We start from the raw sequence: 18,347 nt of genomic DNA on the forward strand, positions 1-18,347 counted from the left end.
GCAAATCACCGGGAGTTATAAGAACAGGCACGACCACAACACAAAGTAAGGATGAAGCCCATGAGCGAACACGAGCGCGACTACGCCGAAAAACGCGATTTCATCCGCATGCGTGTGGATGCCGATGTGTCTCTGATCCACGCGGGGCAGGAGATTGCCGGGGTTTGCGTGGACCTTTCCAGCTCCGGCATGCAAGTGCAGGCGCCGCGCCAGTTCAACGTAGGCGACCGGTTGACGGTGCGCATCGATTCGGAGCACGCGGCGCTCAAGGGCCTGGAGGCGGACACCGAGGTGGTATGGACCAAAACCAACGGTGACGACCAGCATCTGGGCCTCAGGATCCTGAAAATGCGCTGAAAAGCGCGCACAAAAAAGGCGACCGCAAGGGTCGCCTTTTTCATTTCAAAACGTCACAGCTTAAAAGTCGTCGACGACCTTGCCGTCCTTGACCTTGAACTCGCGGTTCTGCAGGTAAGCGTTACGAATGAAGGTGTACTTGTCACCGGTGATCAGCTTCTCGCTGTCGAGCAGGCTGGCACGGGTATCAACGATATTCAGGCCGAAGGTGCTGTTGCGCCAGCCGATGTCGTTCATGTAGCGGTACGGTTGGGTGTAGCTGTCCACATACTTGGACGGCGCATCACGCAAGGTGCTCGGGCCCAACAAAGGCAGCATTACGTATGGACCACTGCCTACGCCCCAGTAGCCGAGGGTCTGACCGAAGTCTTCATCGCTGCGTTGCAGCCCCATTTTGGTGCCGACATCAATAAAGCCCAGCACGCCGAAGGTGGTGTTGACCAGCAAACGGGCCGTGTCTACGCCGGCCTTTTGTGGCTTGAGCTGCAGCACGTTGTTGGCCAGGTTGCCGACATCGCCGATGTTGCGGAAGAAGTTGTGAACGCCATCCTGGACGAATTGCGGGGTCACGAACTGATAGCCCTGGGCCAATGGCTTGAGCGCGTAGGTGTCAACAGTGTCGTTGAAGGTGAAAATCGGGCGGTTGACGCTTTCCCATGGATCGTCTTCCGACGCAGCCTGTACGGCGAACGGCGCCAGCAGGACAGTGGCACACACCGACAGCTGAGCGAAGTAGTGGCTCCAGCGCATAGCTTTTGCTCCTTGAATGGTCTGTCATGGGCGCTATGCCCTGAATAAGGCCGTCAGTATATGACGGAAGTCGCCAATTAGGCAGTAACTAGGAAACGTCAGACCAAAAATGGACAAAATTCCTACAATTAACAATCCTGTCATCGAGTTGTCATCCTGGCCCGATAGCGTTGACGCTATTTCAGGGATGTCGACATGCCTCACGCCGAGATAGCCATCACCAGTGCCCCCGCCTTGACTGCCGTTTTGTTTGGCCTGAGTGGCTGCTTGGTGGACTTCGGTTCCCGCGCACGCACCGACTCACCCTCCCCGGACTCCCAAGCCACACCGGGCGCACTAAAAATACTGCGCAGCCTCCAAGACCAAGGCGTCCCTTGCGCCTGGCTGGATGAACTGCCCCCCACCGTCACCACCCCGCTGGCCACCACGCTGCCTGCGTGGGTCAAGGCGACATCGCCCTCCTCCATCCGCTGGCCTGCGCCCCACGCCTGCTGGCAAGCGTTGATGGAACTGAACATCGAGCGCCTGGAAGGCTGCGTGTTGGTCAGCGGCGAGCCGCGCCTGCTGCAATCCGGCCTTAATGCCGGGCTGTGGACCATCGGCCTGGCTTCCTGCGGCTCACTCTGTGGCATGGCCCCCGAACAATGGCTCGCGCTGAGCGAGCAGGAGCGCGAGCTCAAGCGCGGCAAGGCCACCCTCGCGCTGTACGGACTGGGCGTGCACTCGGTGATCGATCACCTGGGCGAACTCGGCACCTGCCTGGCCGACATCAGCCTGCGCCAGATCAAAGGCGAGAAGCCCTGACACGGATCATGCACAGTCGGCGCCAGTGGATTAATCTACAGGCCAGCCCGTAGACCTTTCTCGGCGTGCCGTGGTCTATGCCAGTGCCTATCGATAAAAGGAAACACGTCATGCCTGATCGCAAAAAACTGGAAGAACAGGTCGAGATCCTGCGCGGGCAGTTGGAACAGGAACCGCCGCTGTCGGAAGAAAAACGTGAAGCGCTGGAAGCCTTGATTGCCAAGTTTGAATTGCAACTTGAACTTGAGCCGGCCACTCAAACACCGAGTATTTCCGACGATGTGAATCAAGCGGCCATCGAGTTCGACGCTGAGCACCCGGTGATTTCCGGGACCTTGCGAGATATCATGATCACCTTGGGCAATATCGGGATCTGATAGCAAAAAGCCCCGCAATCGCGGGGCTTTTCAATGTTACTGACGGGCCAGGCGCACGTTCTGGAACGCCACGTCTTCCGTACTGCGATACGGGTTGATATCCAACCCTCCCCGCCGCACATACCGCGCATACACCGTCAACGTCTCCGGCTTCAGCAAGCGCTGCAGGTCCAGGAAGATGCGCTCCACGCACTGTTCATGGAAGTCCGAGTGCTGGCGAAAGCTCACGATGTACTCAAGCAGGCTGGCGTGATCCAGCGCGTGGCCACGGTATTGCACCACCACACTGCCCCAGTCCGGCTGGCTGGTCACCGGGCAGTTGGATTTGAGCAGGTGGCTGTGCACGCTCTCCTCGACAACGCACGAGTTATCGCAACGCAGCAGCTCCGGGCGCGGGTGCTCGTAGTTGCTGACACTGATATCCAGCTCATCGATGCACACACCGGGCAGCGCCATTACGCCTTCAGCTTCGATTTCAGCCAACGTGCGGATACGCACGCTCACAGGCGCACCGGCAGCGGCGCTGAGGTCGGTGCGCAAGGTCGCTTCCAGGCTTGCCGTATCGGCAAACGCGGTCTGGTTCAACGAATTGAGGTACAGCTTGAACGACTTGGACTCGATGATGTTCGGCGAGTCAGCCGGGATGCTGAATTCGCCGATGGCCACCACCGGCTTGCCGGACGGCAGCAGCCAGGACAATTCGAAGCAGTTCCAGAAATCCACGCCTTTGTAAGGCAGGGTCTCGGCGCTCAGGCCCAGCTCGGCCCATTTGGCGGCACGTGGGATTGGGAACAGCAACGAAGGTGTGTAGGTGGAGATGTATTCACTGGACTTGCCCAGAGGCGAATGTTCGGCTGCGGGATGCATGGCGGAAACCTGGCTAAATAAACCGCGCCAGTCTACCAGCCTTTGCCCCCGCGCCTAAGCGCCAGCGAATCAATCGACGTTGAGCTTGCCGACCATGCCCGCCTGGTAATGCCCCGGAAGGTTGCAGGCAAACTCCAGGCCCGTGGCCTTAGTGAACGTCCAGGTCAGCTCGGCGGTTTTGCCGGGTTCGACCAATACGCTATTGGGGTCGTCGTGTTTCATCGCACCATGGCCCATTGCAGCGTGGTCCATCTTGCCCATGCCGGTGGCGGTGAGCATACCGCTGGCCTGCATCTGCAGCATTTCCTTCTGGTGTTCGGCATGCATCGCCGCGTCGCCCAGGTTGAATTCGTGAAGCAACTGGCCTTTGTTGACCAGCACAAATCGCACCGTCTCACCGGCCTTTACGTCCAAGGACTTGGGCGAAAAGGAAATATCCTGCAAGGTCACTTCCACGGTACGCGTGGCTTTGCTCGCCGATGCAGCTTCACCGAATGCATAGGTGTGGGCGGCATCGGCCATCGCATTAAAACTCAACGCCAACAGGCAACCCGCCAACAACAGGGGTGTACGCAACGCCATCGGTCTTCTCCAGAAATATAGGAACAGCTTGGGCAGCACTCTAAGATTGCGCCGCTGCCAGCTAGCTGACTGCTAGATTACAACTTTGTCAGGTTGCTCCCCTGCCCTGGCACTCAAGGTATAAAGCCGTCGTCCACCGTTGCCAAGAGCCGCCCATGAAACTGCTGATCGTCGAAGACCAACCCAAAACCGGCCACTACCTGCGCCAGGGCCTGGCCGAGGCGGGCTTTACCACTGAATTGGTGGCCGATGGCACCAGTGGCCAGCACCTCGCTTTGACCGGCGACTACGACCTGTTGATCCTCGACGTGATGCTGCCGGGCCGCGACGGTTGGCAGATCCTCCAGGCCGTGCGCAGTGCCGGCATGGACATTCCGGTGCTGTTCCTCACTGCCCGCGACGCCGTGGAAGACCGCGTGCATGGCCTGGAGCTGGGCGCCGACGATTATCTGGTCAAGCCCTTCGCGTTTTCCGAGTTATTAGCCCGCGTGCGCACTCTATTGCGCCGTGGCAGCAGCACACCGCAGGAAACCGCGTTGCAACTGGCCGATCTGCGCCTGGACCTGATCCGCCGCCGCGTCGAGCGGGACGGCCAGCGCATCGACCTGACCGCCAAGGAGTTCGCCCTGCTGGAACTGCTGCTGCGCCGCCAAGGCGAAGTGCTGCCCAAATCGCTGATCGCCTCCCAGGTGTGGGACATGAACTTCGACAGCGACACCAACATCATCGAAGTGGCGATCCGCCGCCTGCGCCTGAAAGTCGACGACACCTTCCCCAACAAGCTGATCCACACCGTACGCGGCATGGGTTATGTGCTGGAGGAGCGCGTCAATTGATCAAACGCCTGTCCCTGGCCAGCCGCCTGGCGCTGCTGTTTGCCGCCTGCACCGCCGTGGTGTCGCTGATCGCCGGCGTGCTGTTCAACCGCGCCAGCGAGGCGCACTTCATTGAGCTGGACCAGCAACAACTCGACAGCAAACTGGTGGCGCTGCGCAGCACCTTACAGGGCGTCGACTCGCCGGAAGCCTTCGCCCGGCGTGAAGCGCAATTGCGCACCGAACTCAGTCGCCAGCCCGACCTTACCCTGCGTATCACCGCCGCCGGCCAACGCTGGCTGGACGATGCGCCAAGCGTGACCTTGCCCGACGCGCCCGGCCTGCACAGCCTGCAAAACGCCGACACCGACTACCGGGTCTACAACGCGCCGTTGAGGACAGGCCAACCCGACTCGCCGCAACTGAGCCTGATGCTCGACATTACTCACCATCAGCACTTTTTGCAGCGCATGCAGCACCTGATCTGGCTCACCGTGGGCCTGTCAGCCCTGGCGACCGCCCTGCTCGGCGCCTGGGCCGCCCGCAGCGGGTTGCGGCCACTGCGGCGCATGGGCGAAGTGGCCGCCAGCGTGTCGGCCCACTCCTTGACCCAACGTTTGCCTCAACAGGAAATGCCCACGGAACTGGCCGACTTGGCCCAGGCGTTCAACGCCATGCTCGGACGACTGGACGACGCCTTCCAGCGCCTTTCGGCGTTTTCCGCCGACATCGCCCATGAACTACGCACGCCCCTCTCAAACCTGCTGACCCAGACCCAGGTCATCCTTACCCAGCCGCGCCCGCTGGAGGATTATCGCGAGGCATTGCACAGCAACCTGGAAGAGCTGCAATGGATGGCACAACTGGTCAATGACATGTTGTACCTGGCCAAGGCGGATCACGGCCTGCTGATGCCCAAGCGCGAAACCTTGGCGCTGGCGGATGAAGTGGACGCGCTGCTGGAGTTTTTTGCACTGCTGGCGGAAGACGGGCAGGTCAGCCTGGTTCGCGAGGGCGCGGCCATTACGGAGGGTGATCGCGGGATGCTGCGCCGGGCCTTGTCAAACTTGCTGGATAACGCGTTGCGGTTTACTCCGCCGGGTGGCGAAGTACGTGTGCGAATCGAGGATGGGGTGGGGCTTTCAGTGGAGAACACCGGGGATGGCATTCCAGCGGAGTTGCTGCCGAGGTTGTTTGACCGCTTCTACCGGGTGGACCCGGCGCGCCACGAAGGCAGCAGTGAGCATGCGGGGCTGGGGCTGGCGATTACCCAGTCGATTGTGCGGGCGCATGGGGGGAGGATTTATTGTGAATCTGGGGCGGGGTGGACAAGGTTTGTGATTGAGTTGCCGACCGAAGTTTGATGCAAGATGGGCCGGCCTCTTCGCGAGCAAGCCCGCTCCCACATTTGATTTGTGAATACATTCAAATGTGGGAGCGGGCTTGCTCGCGAAAGCGGTGTTGAAGTTTACGAATACCTGAGGGCATGCGCCGGCTCAATCTTCGCCGCCCGATACGCCGGATACAGCGTCGCCAGAAAGCTCAATACAAACCCGGCCGTGCAGATCAGCAGCACATCCCCGCCCTGCAGCTCCGAAGGCAGGTTGCTGACGAAGTACACGTCCGAACTGAAGATATGCTGCCCGGTAACCCGCTCGACCCAGCCCACCAGCTCACTCACGTTCAGCGCGGCAATCACGCCCAATACGCCGCCGATCAAGGTGCCGACGATACCGATCACCGTGCCCTGCACCATGAAGATCGCCATGATCTGCCGGGGCGTCGCGCCGATGGTGCGCAAAATCGCGATATCCGCGCCCTTGTCGTTCACCACCATGATCAAGGTTGCGATGATGTTGAACGCGGCCACGGCGACGATCATCAGCAACAACAGGCCGATCATGGTCTTTTCCATCTTCATCGCGCTGAACAGGCTGCCCTGGGTGTGGGTCCAGTCGTCAGGCTTGTAGGCAGTGCCCAGGCTGGCGGCGATGTCCGACGAGACCTTGGGGGCCGCGTACAGGTCTTTCACCGCCAGGCGCACGCTTTGTACCTGGTTCGGCTGCCAATGCTGGATCTCTGCGGCGTCGGCCATGTGGATCATCGCCATGGAGCCATCCAGCTCGGCGCCGACCTTGAAGATGCCCACCACGTTCAAGCGTTGCATGCGCGGGGTGATACCGCCCGGTGCAGTGCTGATTTCCGGCACGATCAGGGTCACTTTATCGCCCACATTCAGGCGAAAGCGCCGGGCGGTGATGTCGCCGATGACCACACCGAACTCGCCAGGCTTCAAGTCTTCCAGACTGCCGCGCACGATGTGCTGGGCCACGATCGACACCTTGCCTTCCTGCGCCGGGTCGATGCCGCTGATCTCAATCGGCTGCATGGCGCCCTTGTAGGAGAACATGCCGTCCATCTGCGTAAAAGGTACGGCGGCAGTCACTTCCGGATTCTTCATCGCGGCAGCAGCCACCGGCTGCCAATCGTCAATCGGGTTCACGCCGACGATGGTCGCGTGCGGCACCATGCCGAGGATGCGCGAGCTCATTTCGCGCTGGAAGCCGTTCATCACCGACAACACCACGATCATCGCCAACACGCCCAGGGCGAGGCCGATCATCGAGGTCATCGAGATAAACGAGACAAAACGGTTGCGGCGCTTGGCGCGGGTATAGCGCGTGCCGATGAAAATCGATAACGGTCTGAACATTCGCGGGCACCGTTGAAAAAATGAAAAAACCCGGCGTTGAAAAACCGGGCTTGAAACGGGTCAGATGGCGACCAGATGACCTTCCTGCAGGTGCAGCACGCGGTCCATCTGGCGGGCCATGCTCATGTCATGGGTCACGACGAGGAACGCAGTGCGCATCTGGGTGCTCAGTTCCAGCATCAAGTCCTTGATGCCCTGGGCGGTGTGGGAGTCGAGGTTGCCGGTCGGCTCATCGAGCATCACCAGCCCTGGGTTGTTCACCAACGCGCGGGCGATGGCCACACGCTGGCGCTCGCCGCCGGACAATTCAGCCGGTTTATGCTCCAGGCGATGGCCGAGGCCGACGCGCTCCAGCAGTGCTTTAGCGCGCTGACGGGCTTCCGGGATCGCGGTCTTGCCGATCAGCAGTGGCATGCACACGTTTTCCAGGGCGGTGAACTCCGGCAACAGGTGGTGGAACTGATACACAAAGCCCAGCGAACGGTTGCGCAACTGGCCGCGAGCCTTTTCACCGAGGGCCGACAGTTCTTCACCGGCCAGCCACACGCTGCCCTGGGACGGCGTATCAAGGCCGCCCAACAGGTTCAGCAAGGTACTTTTACCGGAACCGGAACTGCCGACGATCGCCACGCGCTCGCCAGGGTGCAGCTCAAGTTGCAGGTTGGACAGCACCACCACCGACTCCGGGCCTTCCTCGTAGGATTTGCCCAGGTCGCGGCAGCTCAGGATTGCTTTTTCACTCATGCCCGATTCACTCATAACGTAAGGCCTGTGCTGGCTGGGTACGTGCCGCGCGCCAGGCTGGATACAGGGTGGCAAGGAAACTCAGGACCAACGCAGCGCCGCCTACCATCAACACGTCCTGGGCCTGAACCTGGGACGGCAAGTAGTCGATGAAGTAGACGTCGGCGTTGAGAAACTTGTGGCCGATCAGGGTTTCGAGGCCGGCGATGGCGGCACTGACGTTCAGCGCGGCCAAAATGCCCACCGCCGTACCGATCAAGGTGCCGACCACACCGATCACGGTGCCTTGCACCATGAAGATCGCCATGATCTGCCCCGGCGTGGCGCCGAGGGTGCGCAGGATGGCGATATCGCCCTTCTTGTCGTTCACCACCATCACCAGCGTGGAGATGATGTTGAAAGCCGCCACAGCGACGATCAGCAGCAACAGCAGGCCGATCATGGCTTTTTCCATGCGGATGGCCTGGTAGAGGTTGCCGTGGGTACGGGTCCAGTCGCGGGCGTAGTACTGACTTTCACCCAGGTGCTGGGCGATTTCCCAGGCGCCGCGTGGCGCATCGAACAGGTCGGCAAACTTGAGGCGCAGGCCCTGCACCTGGTCCGGCTGCCAGCGATGCAGGCGCGCCAGGTCGGTGAGGTTGGTCAGGCCGAGGTAGCCGTCGATCTCGCCGGCGCCGACATGGAAGGTGCCGACCACGGTAAAGCGCTTCATGCGCGGGAACATGCCCGCTGGGGTCACGGTGACTTCCGGCGCGACGAAGGTCAGCTTGTCGCCGAGGCCCACGCCGAGCTTGGCAGCGGCCTTGTCGCCGATGATGATGCCGAAACTGCCAGGCGCCAGGTCGTCGAGTTTGCCCTGCAGCATGAACTTGTCGATGATCGAGACGTTACGTTCCTGGGCCGGGTCGATGGCATTGAGCAGGATCTTCTGCACCTTGCCGTCATTGGTCAGCAACCCCTGCATCTGGGTGAATGGCGCAACAGCCAGCACCTTGGGGTTCTGCTTGACCTTGTCGGCCAGGCTTTGCCAGTCACTGATGGGCGCATCGCCCTCGATGGTCGCGTGGGGCACCATGCCCAGCACGCGGGTGCGCATCTCATGATCAAAGCCATTCATCACCGACAGCACCACGATCATCACGACCACGCCCAAGGCGAGCCCGATCATCGAGGTCAGGGAAATGAACGACACAAAATGATTGCGACGCTTTGCACGGGTATAACGCGTGCCGATAAATACGAAGAGAGGTCTGAACATGTCGGGGCTTGTTCGGAGGAAAAGAAGACGTCCCGGTGGCGGGGTCTGGTAAGCAGCTTTACACTCTGACCATTACCGCTAGCTGGGGTTCGCCATGTCGACATTAGATGAAGAAGAACGCCGCGAATACTACCGTATCGACGACATGATCGCACTTCAAATCAAAAGCCTGTCTGCCCCCGAGGCGGCGAGCAAGGAAGTGTTGCTGGATGATTCTCCGCTGTTCAATTTACTCAGTGAACTGCACCTGAGTGAATTCGAAGCGCAGCACCTGCTGCGCCAGCTCAGCGAGAAGGATCGCACCCTCGCCGCCTTCCTACGCGTGCAGAACAAACGCCTGGACCTGCTCAGCCAGATCATGGCGCGCGGCCTGCTGGATGAGGTCGGCGCACCGCAACCGGTGATCATTTCCGAAGGCGGCATCGACTTCCAACACCCCACGCCCCTGCCGGCCGGTGCGCACCTGGCGGTCAAGCTGGTGCTGATGCCCCAGGCGCTCGGCTTGTTGCTGCGCGCGCGGGTCACCCATTGCGACCCCAAAGGCGCAGGCTTTGATGTCGGCACGGAATTCGAAGCCATGACCGACGCCCAACGCCAACTGCTGGCGCGCTACATCCTGCAGAAACAGGCCCAGGAACGCCGCCTGGCGCGGGAACAAAACGACGACATCTGAATTCGTATTCACTACGCCAGCTATCCTGGCGCGAAGGAGCAACTGTGACCCTGATCTACGGCCACCGCGGTGCCAAAGGCGAAGCACCGGAAAACACCCTGACCAGCTTCCAGGAGTGCCTCAAGCACGGCGTGCGCCGCTGCGAACTGGATTTGCACCTGTCCATGGACGGCGAGCTCATGGTCATCCACGACCCGACCCTCAAGCGCACCGCCGACCGGCGCGGCAAAGTGGTCGAGTATTCCGCGGCCGACCTGGTGAAGATGGACGCACGCAAAGGCGGCCCAGGCTGGGTCAAGCCGTGCCCGATCCCGCGTCTGGAAGAACTGTTCGAAAAGTGCGACTTCGATCACTGGCAACTGGAAGTCAAAAGCGCCTCGCGCACCCGCGCCGCCACCACCGTGCTGGCAATCCGCGAGATGGCCGTGCGTTTCGGGCTGATGGACAAGGTCACCGTGACCTCAAGTTCGCGGGAAGTACTCAAAGCCGCAGTTGAACTCACTCCCGACCTGTCACGCGGACTGGTGGCGGAATACGCCTGGCTCGACCCGCTGAAAGTCGCGCAGAACTATGGCTGTGAGATTCTGGCGTTGAACTGGACGTTGTGCACCCCTGAGCGACTGGAAAAAGCCCAGCGCCAGGGTTTGCACGTGTCCGTGTGGACCGTCAACGAACCCGCGCTGATGCGCAGGCTCGCCGACTTCGGCGTAGATAGCCTGATTACAGACTTTCCCGGTTTGGCCACTGCCACCCTCGGGAATTACTGAAATCGGTCTCCCCGGCCGGCTCAGGCCACCGGCCGGAGCCGCTCAAAAAAGCCGGTTGAGGCCGTCGTAGGCCGCTACCCGATAGGCTTCCGCCATGGTCGGGTAGTTGAACGTGGTGTTGACGAAATACTTCAAGGTATTCAGTTCACCCGGCTGGTTCATGATCGCCTGGCCGATGTGCACGATCTCCGAAGCCTGGTAGCCAAAGCAATGCACGCCGAGGACTTCCAGGGTTTCACGGTGGAACAGGATCTTCAGCATGCCTTGCGGCTCACCGGCGATCTGCGCACGCGCCATGCTCTTGAAGAACGCCTTGCCGACTTCGTAGGGCACCTTGGCCTTGGTCAGTTCGTGCTCGTTCTTGCCGATCGAGCTGATCTCGGGAATCGTGTAGATCCCGGTCGGCACGTCGTTCACGTAGCGCCAGCTGCCATTGTCGACGATGCTGCCAGCGGCCGAGCGGCCCTGGTCATGCGCCGCACTGGCCAGGCTCGGCCAGCCGATCACGTCACCGGCGCCGTAGATGTTCGCCACGCAGGTGCGGTAGTTCTCGTCCACTTCGATCTGGCCACGGCTGTTGACCTTGACCCCGATGTTTTCCATGCCCAGCTTGTCGGTGTTGCCGGTACGGCCGTTGCACCACAGCAAGGCGTCGGCCTTGATCTTCTTGCCGGACTTGAGGTGCAGGATCACACCATTGTCCAGGCCTTCGACCCGCTCGTACTCTTCGTTGTGGCGCACGGTGATGTTGTTGTTGCTGAAGTGGTAGCTCAACGCCTGGGAGATTTCCGAGTCGAGGAAGCTCAGCAACTGGTCGCGGTTATCCACCAGCTCCACCAGTACACCCAGGCCGCTGAAGATCGAGGCGTATTCGCAGCCGATCACACCGGCGCCGTAGATGATCAGTTTGCGCGGGGTGTGGCCCAGGCTCAGGATGGTGTCGCTATCGTAGATACGCGGGTGGTGGAAATCGATGTCCGCCGGGCGATACGGGCGTGAACCGGTGGCAATGATGATGTGCTTGGCCACCAGTTTCTCGACCACGCCATTAGGGCAGACCACTTCGATGGTTTGCTCGTCGGCGAAGCTGCCGGTGCCGAAGAACAGGTCGACGCGGTTGCGGGCATAGTAGCCGGTACGCGAGGCGACTTGCTTGGAGATGACTTTCTCGGCGCTCTTGAGCACGTCCGGGAACGAGAACCAGCGCGGCTCACCAATGGCCCGGAACATCGGGTTGGTGTTGAACTGCATGATCTGGCGCACCGAGTGACGCAAGGCCTTGGACGGGATGGTGCCCAGGTGGGTGCAGTTACCGCCGACCTGGCGACGGCTATCGACCATCGCCACCTTGCGCCCAGCTTTGGCGGCGTTCATCGCCGCACCTTCTCCAGCCGGGCCGGAACCCAGTACCACCACGTCGTAGTTGTAGACAGCCATGCGTACTCCTCAGAACAGGCCAGGCGTACGGTTGGACGCCGGGCTAAATCATGCCGCGGCCAGCGGTCATGAAGGACAATTCGGCTCAAGTGTGTGAACCGGGGCACAGTCTATATAAGGCTCAACGCCGCGAACATTAACCCTTGGTCGCGTCGTAGGCCAGTCTTGCCTTTACTACACCATCAGGAAATTGCAATTACACTGCCAGCAAGCCCCTTTGCAGGACTGGCCATTATGCGACATGTCGCTTTCTGTTTATTACTGATGCTGTCGATCACGGTGCAGGCCAATGAGGCGAACCGGTTGAAGCAGGCCGACTTTCCCGCACAGTCCCAGCAACTGACCTTGAAAAACCAGGCGGTGCTCACCTATCTCTGGGCGGATGTGTACGCGGCTGCACTGTATGCCCCGTCCGACGTGAGCGCCAAGCAGGCCTGGGCGCAACAAAAAGCGCTGCGCCTGACGCTGTATTACTTTCGCGAGATCGACCGCAATGATGTGATCAAAGCCGCCACTGCCACGCTGGAGCGCCAGCAAGCCAGCGCCCGCCTCAAACCCGAAATAGACAAACTGCACGCCAGCTTCCGGGATATCCGCAGCGGTGATCGGTATGCCCTGGATTTTCATCCGGGACGTGGTTTGAATTTGGAGATCAATGGGCAGGTGGTGTTCAGCAGTCGCGACGATGAGCTTGCCAGGACCTACCTGAGCCTCTGGCTGGCGCCCAACGGGCTGTCCGAACGCTTGCGTACCCAGTTGCTCAATTGAAGATTTGCGCTGGCTGAACGACCGCCTTCGCGAGCAAGCCCGCTCCCACATTTAACCGCGCGCGCCCTGAAGACACCCGGTCGAATGTGGGAGCGGGCTTGCTCGCGAAGAGGCCCTCACAACCATAAAAAAGCCCCGAACCAGTCGGGGCTTTTTCATTTACTGCTGATACTTAGCGCGGAAACGCAGGCGGGTTGACCCCGGCCATGTCTTCCATCACGCGAACCACCTGGCAGCTGTAGCCGAACTCGTTGTCGTACCACACGTACAGGACAACGCGGTTGTCCTGGGTAATGGTCGCTTCCGCGTCCACCACACCGGCGTGGCGCGAGCCCACGAAGTCGGTGGAGACCACTTCCTGCGAGTTGACGAAGTCGATTTGCTTATGCAGATCGGAGTGCAGCGCCATGAAGCGCAGGTACTCGTTCATCTCTTCACGGGTGGCGGCTTTCTCAAGGTTCAGGTTGAGAATGGCCATCGACACGTTTGGCGTCGGAACGCGGATCGCGTTACCGGTCAGCTTGCCGGCCAGCTCAGGCAGTGCCTTGGCAGCAGCGGTAGCAGCACCGGTCTCGGTGATCACCATGTTCAACGCGGCGCTACGGCCACGGCGATCGCCCTTGTGGAAGTTGTCGATCAGGTTCTGGTCGTTGGTGTACGAGTGAACGGTTTCGACGTGGCCGTTGACGATGCCGAACTTGTCGTTCACCGCCTTCAGCACCGGCACGATGGCGTTGGTGGTGCAGGACGCGGCGGACACGATCTTGTCGTCCGCGGTGATTTCACCGTGGTTGATGCCGTGAACGATGTTCTTCAGCTTGCCTTTGCCAGGCGCGGTCAGGACAACGCGATCAACACCCGGGCAGGCCAGGTGCTGGCCCAGGCCTTCGGCGTCACGCCATACGCCGGTGTTGTCCACCAGCAGGGCGTCCTTGATGCCGTACTGGGTGTAATCCACCTCGGACGGGTTCTTCGCGTAGATCACCTGGATCAGGTTACCGTTGGCGGTGATAGTGTTGTTTTCTTCGTCGATGACGATGGTGCCGTTGAACGGACCGTGTACCGAATCGCGGCGCAGCAGGCTGGCGCGCTTGGTCAGGTCGTTCTCGGCACCTTTGCGCACGACGATGGCACGCAGGCGCAGGCCGTCGCCGCCACCGGTTTTTTCGATCAGGATGCGTGCCAGCAGGCGGCCGATACGACCGAAGCCGTACAGCACCACGTCGGTGCCTTTGCGGGCAGCGGCGTTTTGCTGGCCAACCACATCGGCCATTTCTTCACGCACGAACTGCTCGGCGGTACGGCCGGCGCCTTCCTTGCGGAATTTGTAGGCCAGCTTGCCCAGGTCTACCGAAGCCGCGCCGAGCTTGAGCTCGCTCATGGCTTTGAGCAGTGGGAATGTTTCGTGGACGGAGAGTTCGCTGTCGTCGGCGGAACGGTGACGCGCAAAGCGGTGGGCTTTGAGAATCGCGATGACGGACTGGTTGATCAGGCTGCGGCCATAGATCGAGCTCACCACATTGTTATTGCGGTACAGCTGACCGATAAGCGGAATCATCGCTTCAGCGAGTGCTTCACGGTCGATCCATTCACCAAGACACTGGTCGGGCTTCTGAGTCACGGGAACCTTCCACATGTAGGGGCAGAAAAAAGGGGCTACATTATGCCGCCCGACCGCCCCCGGAGCAATGCGCCCCGGACAACAAAAACCACTTGCGGAAAATTGACACGCCGCTACAGCCCAGTAAATACGCGGGTTCCAGAAGGCCACCAATGGCACGCGCAGGACAACTTGTCCGTAACCCTCCGAAAAACGCGTACATTTTGGCACTACATAATGAGTCAAAACCCGCCATTGTTTGTCTTAGCCACTACATTTCCTACAAACCGTTATAGGCTCAGTCAGAAACTGACAGGCGGCACCTTGGCCCGTTACAATTACCGACTTTGTCGCAACGCTTGGAGCTCAACCTTCCGTGCCCGTCCTGCGTCTACCGCTTCTCCCTGCTGCGGCAGGTAAACAGCACTGGGGCAACCTGCCCGGTGCCGCCCTGAGCCTGGCCATCGCCGAGGCTGCCAGCGCAGCCAAGCGTTTTACCCTGCTGCTCACCGCCGACAGCCAAAGCGCCGAACGGTTGGAGCAGGAGCTGAGCTTCTTCGCCCCCGATTTGCCGGTGCTGCATTTCCCCGACTGGGAAACCCTGCCCTACGACCTGTTCTCGCCGCACCAGGACATCATCTCCCAGCGCATCGCCAGCCTGTACCGCTTGCCGGAACTGGCACACGGCGTGCTGGTGGTGCCTATCACCACGGCCTTGCATCGTCTGGCGCCGACCAAGTTCCTGCTGGGCAGCAGCCTGGTGCTGGATATCGGCCAGAAGTTGGACGTCGAACAAATGCGCACACGCCTGGAAGCCAGCGGCTACCGCTGTGTCGACACGGTGTACGAGCACGGTGAGTTCGCGGTGCGTGGCGCGCTGATCGACCTGTTCCCGATGGGCAGCAAATTGCCGTATCGCATCGACCTGTTCGATGACGAAATCGAGACCCTGCGTACCTTCGATCCGGAAAACCAACGCTCCATCGATAAAGTCGACTCGGTCAAGCTGCTGCCCGCGCGGGAATTCCCGCTGCAAAAAGACGCGGTGACCCGCTTCAAGGCGCGCTTCCGTGAACGCTTCGACGTCGACTTCCGCCGCTGCCCGATCTTCCAGGACCTGAGCAGCGGGATTACCCCCGCCGGTATCGAGTACTACCTGCCGCTGTTCTTCGACGAAACCTCCACCCTCTTCGATTACCTGCCCCAGGACACCCAAGTGTTCTCGCTGCCGGGCATCGAACAGGCGGCGGAAAATTTCTGGAACGACGTGCGCAACCGCTATGAAGAGCGTCGCGTCGATCCGTCCCGTCCTTTATTGCCGCCCGCCGAACTGTTCCTGCCGGTGGAAGACTGCTTCGCCCGCCTGAAAAGCTGGCCGCGTGTAGTCGCCAGCCAGCAGGATGTGGAAACCGGCGTCGGCCGCGAACGCTTCCCGGCGGGAACACTGCCGGATTTGGCGATCCAGGCCAAAGCCACGCAACCGCTGGAAGCGCTGTCCAATTTCCTCGGTGACTTCCCCGGCCGCGTGCTGTTTACCGCTGAATCCGCTGGCCGTCGCGAAGTGCTGCTGGAACTGCTCGAACGCTTGAAGCTGCGCCCGAAAACCGTCGAAAGCTGGCCGGACTTTGTAAAAAGCAAAGAACGCCTGGCGATCACCATCGCACCGCTGGACGAAGGCCTGCTGCTGGACGATCCGGCTTTGGCACTGATCGCCGAAAGCCCGCTGTTCGGCCAGCGCGTGATGCAGCGTCGTCGGCGCGAAAAACGCGCCGACGCCAACAACGATGCCGTGATCAAAAACCTCACCGAACTGCGCGAAGGCGCGCCGGTGGTGCACATCGACCACGGCGTCGGCCGCTACCTGGGCCTGCAGACCCTGGAGATCGACAACCAGGCCGCCGAATTCCTCACCATGGAATACGCCGAGGGCGCCAAGCTCTACGTGCCGGTGGCCAACCTGCATTTGATTGCGCGCTACACCGGCAGCGATGACGCCCTGGCGCCGTTGCATCGCCTGGGTTCGGAAACCTGGCAGAAAGCCAAGCGTAAAGCCGCCGAGCAGGTGCGCGATGTCGCCGCCGAATTGCTCGACATCTATGCCCGCCGCGCCGCCCGCGAAGGTTATGCGTTCGCCGACCCGAAAGCCGACTACGCCACCTTCAGCGCCGGCTTCGCCTTCGAAGAAACCCCGGACCAGCAAACCACTATCGAGGCGGTGCGCGCCGACATGCTCGCGCCCAAGCCGATGGACCGCCTGGTCTGCGGCGATGTGGGCTTCGGCAAGACCGAAGTGGCCATGCGCGCCGCCTTCATTGCCGTGCACGGCGGTCGCCAGGTAGCCATCCTGGTGCCGACCACCCTACTCGCCCAGCAGCACTACAACAGCTTCCGCGACCGCTTTGCCGATTGGCCGGTGACTGTAGAAGTGATGAGCCGCTTCAAGTCGGCCAAGGAAGTGAATGCCGCCGTCGCCGACCTGGCCGAAGGCAAGATCGACATCGTGATCGGCACCCACAAGCTGCTGTCGGACGATGTGAAGATCAAGAACCTGGGCTTGGTGATCATCGACGAAGAACACCGCTTCGGCGTGCGCCAGAAAGAACAGCTCAAGGCCCTGCGCAGTGAAGTCGACATCCTCACCCTTACCGCCACGCCGATTCCGCGCACGCTGAACATGGCCGTGTCGGGCATGCGCGACCTGTCGATCATCGCCACGCCGCCGGCGCGCCGCTTGTCGGTGCGCACCTTCGTGATGGAGCAGAACAAAAGCACGGTCAAGGAAGCGCTGTTGCGTGAACTGCTGCGCGGTGGGCAGGTGTACTACCTGCACAACGACGTGAAGACCATCGAGAAATGCGCCGCCGACCTCGCCGAGCTGGTGCCGGAGGCACGTATCGCCATCGGCCACGGGCAGATGCGCGAGCGCGAACTCGAACAGGTGATGAGCGACTTCTATCACAAGCGCTTCAACGTGCTGATCGCCTCGACCATCATCGAGACCGGTATCGACGTGCCGAGCGCCAACACCATCATCATCGAGCGCGCCGACAAGTTCGGCCTAGCGCAATTGCACCAGCTGCGTGGCCGGGTCGGGCGCAGTCACCACCAGGCGTACGCCTATTTGCTGACGCCGCCGCGCCAGCAGATCACCTCCGACGCGGAAAAGCGCCTGGAAGCCATCGCCAACACCCAGGACCTGGGCGCCGGTTTTGTATTGGCCACCAACGACCTGGAAATCCGTGGCGCCGGCGAACTGCTGGGCGACGGCCAGAGCGGGCAGATCCAGGCGGTGGGTTTCACGCTGTATATGGAGATGCTTGAGCGCGCGGTGAAAGCCATCCGCAAAGGCGAACAACCGAACCTCGATCAACCGCTTGGCGGCGGGCCGGAAATCAATCTGCGCTTGCCCGCGCTGATTCCCGAAGATTACCTGCCGGATGTGCATGCGCGGCTGATCCTGTACAAGCGCATCGCCTCGGCCACCGATGAAGAAGGCCTTAAAGACCTGCAGGTGGAGATGATCGACCGCTTCGGCCTGTTGCCGGAACCGACCAAGAACCTGATACGCCTGACCTTGCTCAAATTGCAGGCCGAGCAATTGGGCATCAAGAAGGTCGACGCCGGACCGCAGGGCGGACGCATCGAATTCGAAGCGCAAACGCCGGTGGACCCGCTGGTACTGATCAAACTGATCCAGGGCCAGCCCAACCGCTACAAGTTCGAAGGGGCTACGCTGTTCAAGTTCATGGTGCCGATGGAACGTGCCGAAGAACGCTTTAATACCTTGGAGGCGTTGTTCGAGCGCCTCATCCCGAAATCTGCTTGAAGGACGCCC

At 60.9% G+C, this 18,347-nt stretch carries 17 protein-coding genes; 9 read left to right on the top strand and 8 right to left on the bottom strand.

Going from position 1 to position 18,347, the window contains the following annotated elements:
- Positions 1–60: 60 nt before the first annotated feature.
- Positions 61–357: a PilZ domain-containing protein gene (locus HX793_RS01535; RefSeq protein ID WP_016975285.1), complete on the top strand. Its 297-nt coding sequence runs from the start codon at positions 61–63 to the stop codon at positions 355–357.
- 60 nt (positions 358–417) lie between these two features.
- Here HX793_RS01535 and HX793_RS01540 read toward each other — a convergent pair whose 3' ends face one another.
- Complete coding sequence (locus HX793_RS01540; protein ID WP_016975284.1) at positions 418–1,107, bottom strand: MlaA family lipoprotein; 690 nt, start codon at positions 1,105–1,107, stop codon at positions 418–420.
- A 195-nt stretch (positions 1,108–1,302) separates the two neighbouring features.
- On the opposite strand from HX793_RS01540, the gene pcrP reads away from it, so the two are divergent.
- Entirely contained in the window at positions 1,303–1,911 is a 609-nt protein-coding gene (gene pcrP / locus HX793_RS01545; RefSeq protein ID WP_177060021.1) for an HAD superfamily inactivated hydrolase PcrP, read from the top strand.
- 110 nt (positions 1,912–2,021) lie between these two features.
- Entirely contained in the window at positions 2,022–2,288 is a 267-nt protein-coding gene (locus HX793_RS01550; protein WP_177095961.1) for a DUF4404 family protein, read from the top strand.
- A gap of 36 nt (positions 2,289–2,324) precedes the next feature.
- Here the strand turns inward: HX793_RS01550 and queF are convergent, their stop codons facing one another.
- Positions 2,325–3,155: an NADPH-dependent 7-cyano-7-deazaguanine reductase QueF gene (queF, locus tag HX793_RS01555; protein WP_177095963.1), complete on the bottom strand. Its 831-nt coding sequence runs from the start codon at positions 3,153–3,155 to the stop codon at positions 2,325–2,327.
- 69 nt (positions 3,156–3,224) lie between these two features.
- A complete protein-coding gene (gene copI, locus HX793_RS01560) occupies positions 3,225–3,737 on the bottom strand; it encodes a copper-resistant cuproprotein CopI (RefSeq protein WP_177060025.1) in 513 nt (170 codons plus the stop codon).
- 155 nt (positions 3,738–3,892) lie between these two features.
- Here copI and HX793_RS01565 point away from each other — a divergent pair, with 155 nt between their 5' ends.
- Both HX793_RS01565 and HX793_RS01570 read left to right on the top strand, forming a co-directional pair.
- A complete protein-coding gene (locus HX793_RS01565) occupies positions 3,893–4,573 on the top strand; it encodes a heavy metal response regulator transcription factor (RefSeq protein WP_016975280.1) in 681 nt (226 codons plus the stop codon).
- Positions 4,570–5,916: a heavy metal sensor histidine kinase gene (locus tag HX793_RS01570; RefSeq protein WP_177095965.1), complete on the top strand. Its 1,347-nt coding sequence runs from the start codon at positions 4,570–4,572 to the stop codon at positions 5,914–5,916. The genes HX793_RS01565 and HX793_RS01570 overlap by 4 nt, the downstream gene beginning before the upstream one ends.
- A gap of 104 nt (positions 5,917–6,020) precedes the next feature.
- Here the strand turns inward: HX793_RS01570 and HX793_RS01575 are convergent, their stop codons facing one another.
- Genes HX793_RS01575 through HX793_RS01585 form a run of 3 tightly spaced genes read right to left on the bottom strand, consistent with a single transcriptional unit; the run spans position 6,021 to position 9,267 of the window.
- A complete protein-coding gene (locus HX793_RS01575) occupies positions 6,021–7,265 on the bottom strand; it encodes a lipoprotein-releasing ABC transporter permease subunit (RefSeq protein WP_016975278.1) in 1,245 nt (414 codons plus the stop codon).
- 60 nt (positions 7,266–7,325) lie between these two features.
- A complete protein-coding gene (gene lolD / locus HX793_RS01580) occupies positions 7,326–8,009 on the bottom strand; it encodes a lipoprotein-releasing ABC transporter ATP-binding protein LolD (RefSeq protein WP_020372622.1) in 684 nt (227 codons plus the stop codon).
- A 7-nt stretch (positions 8,010–8,016) separates the two neighbouring features.
- The gene (locus HX793_RS01585; RefSeq protein ID WP_177095966.1) at positions 8,017–9,267 is read right to left on the bottom strand and encodes a lipoprotein-releasing ABC transporter permease subunit; all 1,251 of its coding nucleotides are present in this window, start codon (positions 9,265–9,267) and stop codon (positions 8,017–8,019) included.
- 94 nt (positions 9,268–9,361) lie between these two features.
- Here HX793_RS01585 and HX793_RS01590 point away from each other — a divergent pair, with 94 nt between their 5' ends.
- Both HX793_RS01590 and HX793_RS01595 read left to right on the top strand, forming a co-directional pair.
- Positions 9,362–9,940 (top strand): PilZ domain-containing protein, encoded by a 579-nt coding sequence (locus HX793_RS01590; RefSeq protein ID WP_016975275.1) that lies wholly within the window; start codon positions 9,362–9,364, stop codon positions 9,938–9,940.
- 44 nt (positions 9,941–9,984) lie between these two features.
- Positions 9,985–10,707, top strand: a complete 723-nt coding sequence (locus HX793_RS01595) for a glycerophosphodiester phosphodiesterase (RefSeq protein WP_016975274.1) — start codon at positions 9,985–9,987, stop codon at positions 10,705–10,707.
- A gap of 42 nt (positions 10,708–10,749) precedes the next feature.
- Here the strand turns inward: HX793_RS01595 and sthA are convergent, their stop codons facing one another.
- Positions 10,750–12,144: a Si-specific NAD(P)(+) transhydrogenase gene (sthA, locus tag HX793_RS01600; RefSeq protein WP_016975273.1), complete on the bottom strand. Its 1,395-nt coding sequence runs from the start codon at positions 12,142–12,144 to the stop codon at positions 10,750–10,752.
- Between the two features lie 234 nt (positions 12,145–12,378).
- Here sthA and HX793_RS01605 point away from each other — a divergent pair, with 234 nt between their 5' ends.
- On the top strand, positions 12,379–12,912 hold the full coding sequence (locus tag HX793_RS01605) for a chalcone isomerase family protein (RefSeq protein ID WP_177095967.1): 534 nt from the start codon (positions 12,379–12,381) through the stop codon (positions 12,910–12,912).
- Between the two features lie 172 nt (positions 12,913–13,084).
- Here the strand turns inward: HX793_RS01605 and HX793_RS01610 are convergent, their stop codons facing one another.
- On the bottom strand, positions 13,085–14,548 hold the full coding sequence (locus HX793_RS01610) for a glyceraldehyde-3-phosphate dehydrogenase (protein WP_122724991.1): 1,464 nt from the start codon (positions 14,546–14,548) through the stop codon (positions 13,085–13,087).
- 340 nt (positions 14,549–14,888) lie between these two features.
- Between HX793_RS01610 and mfd the strand changes: the two genes are divergently transcribed.
- Positions 14,889–18,338: a transcription-repair coupling factor gene (gene mfd, locus HX793_RS01615; protein WP_177095969.1), complete on the top strand. Its 3,450-nt coding sequence runs from the start codon at positions 14,889–14,891 to the stop codon at positions 18,336–18,338.
- Positions 18,339–18,347 lie beyond the last annotated feature (9 nt).

The organism is Pseudomonas reactans (assembly GCF_013387025.1).
GTDB classification, from domain to species: domain Bacteria; phylum Pseudomonadota; class Gammaproteobacteria; order Pseudomonadales; family Pseudomonadaceae; genus Aquipseudomonas; species Aquipseudomonas reactans.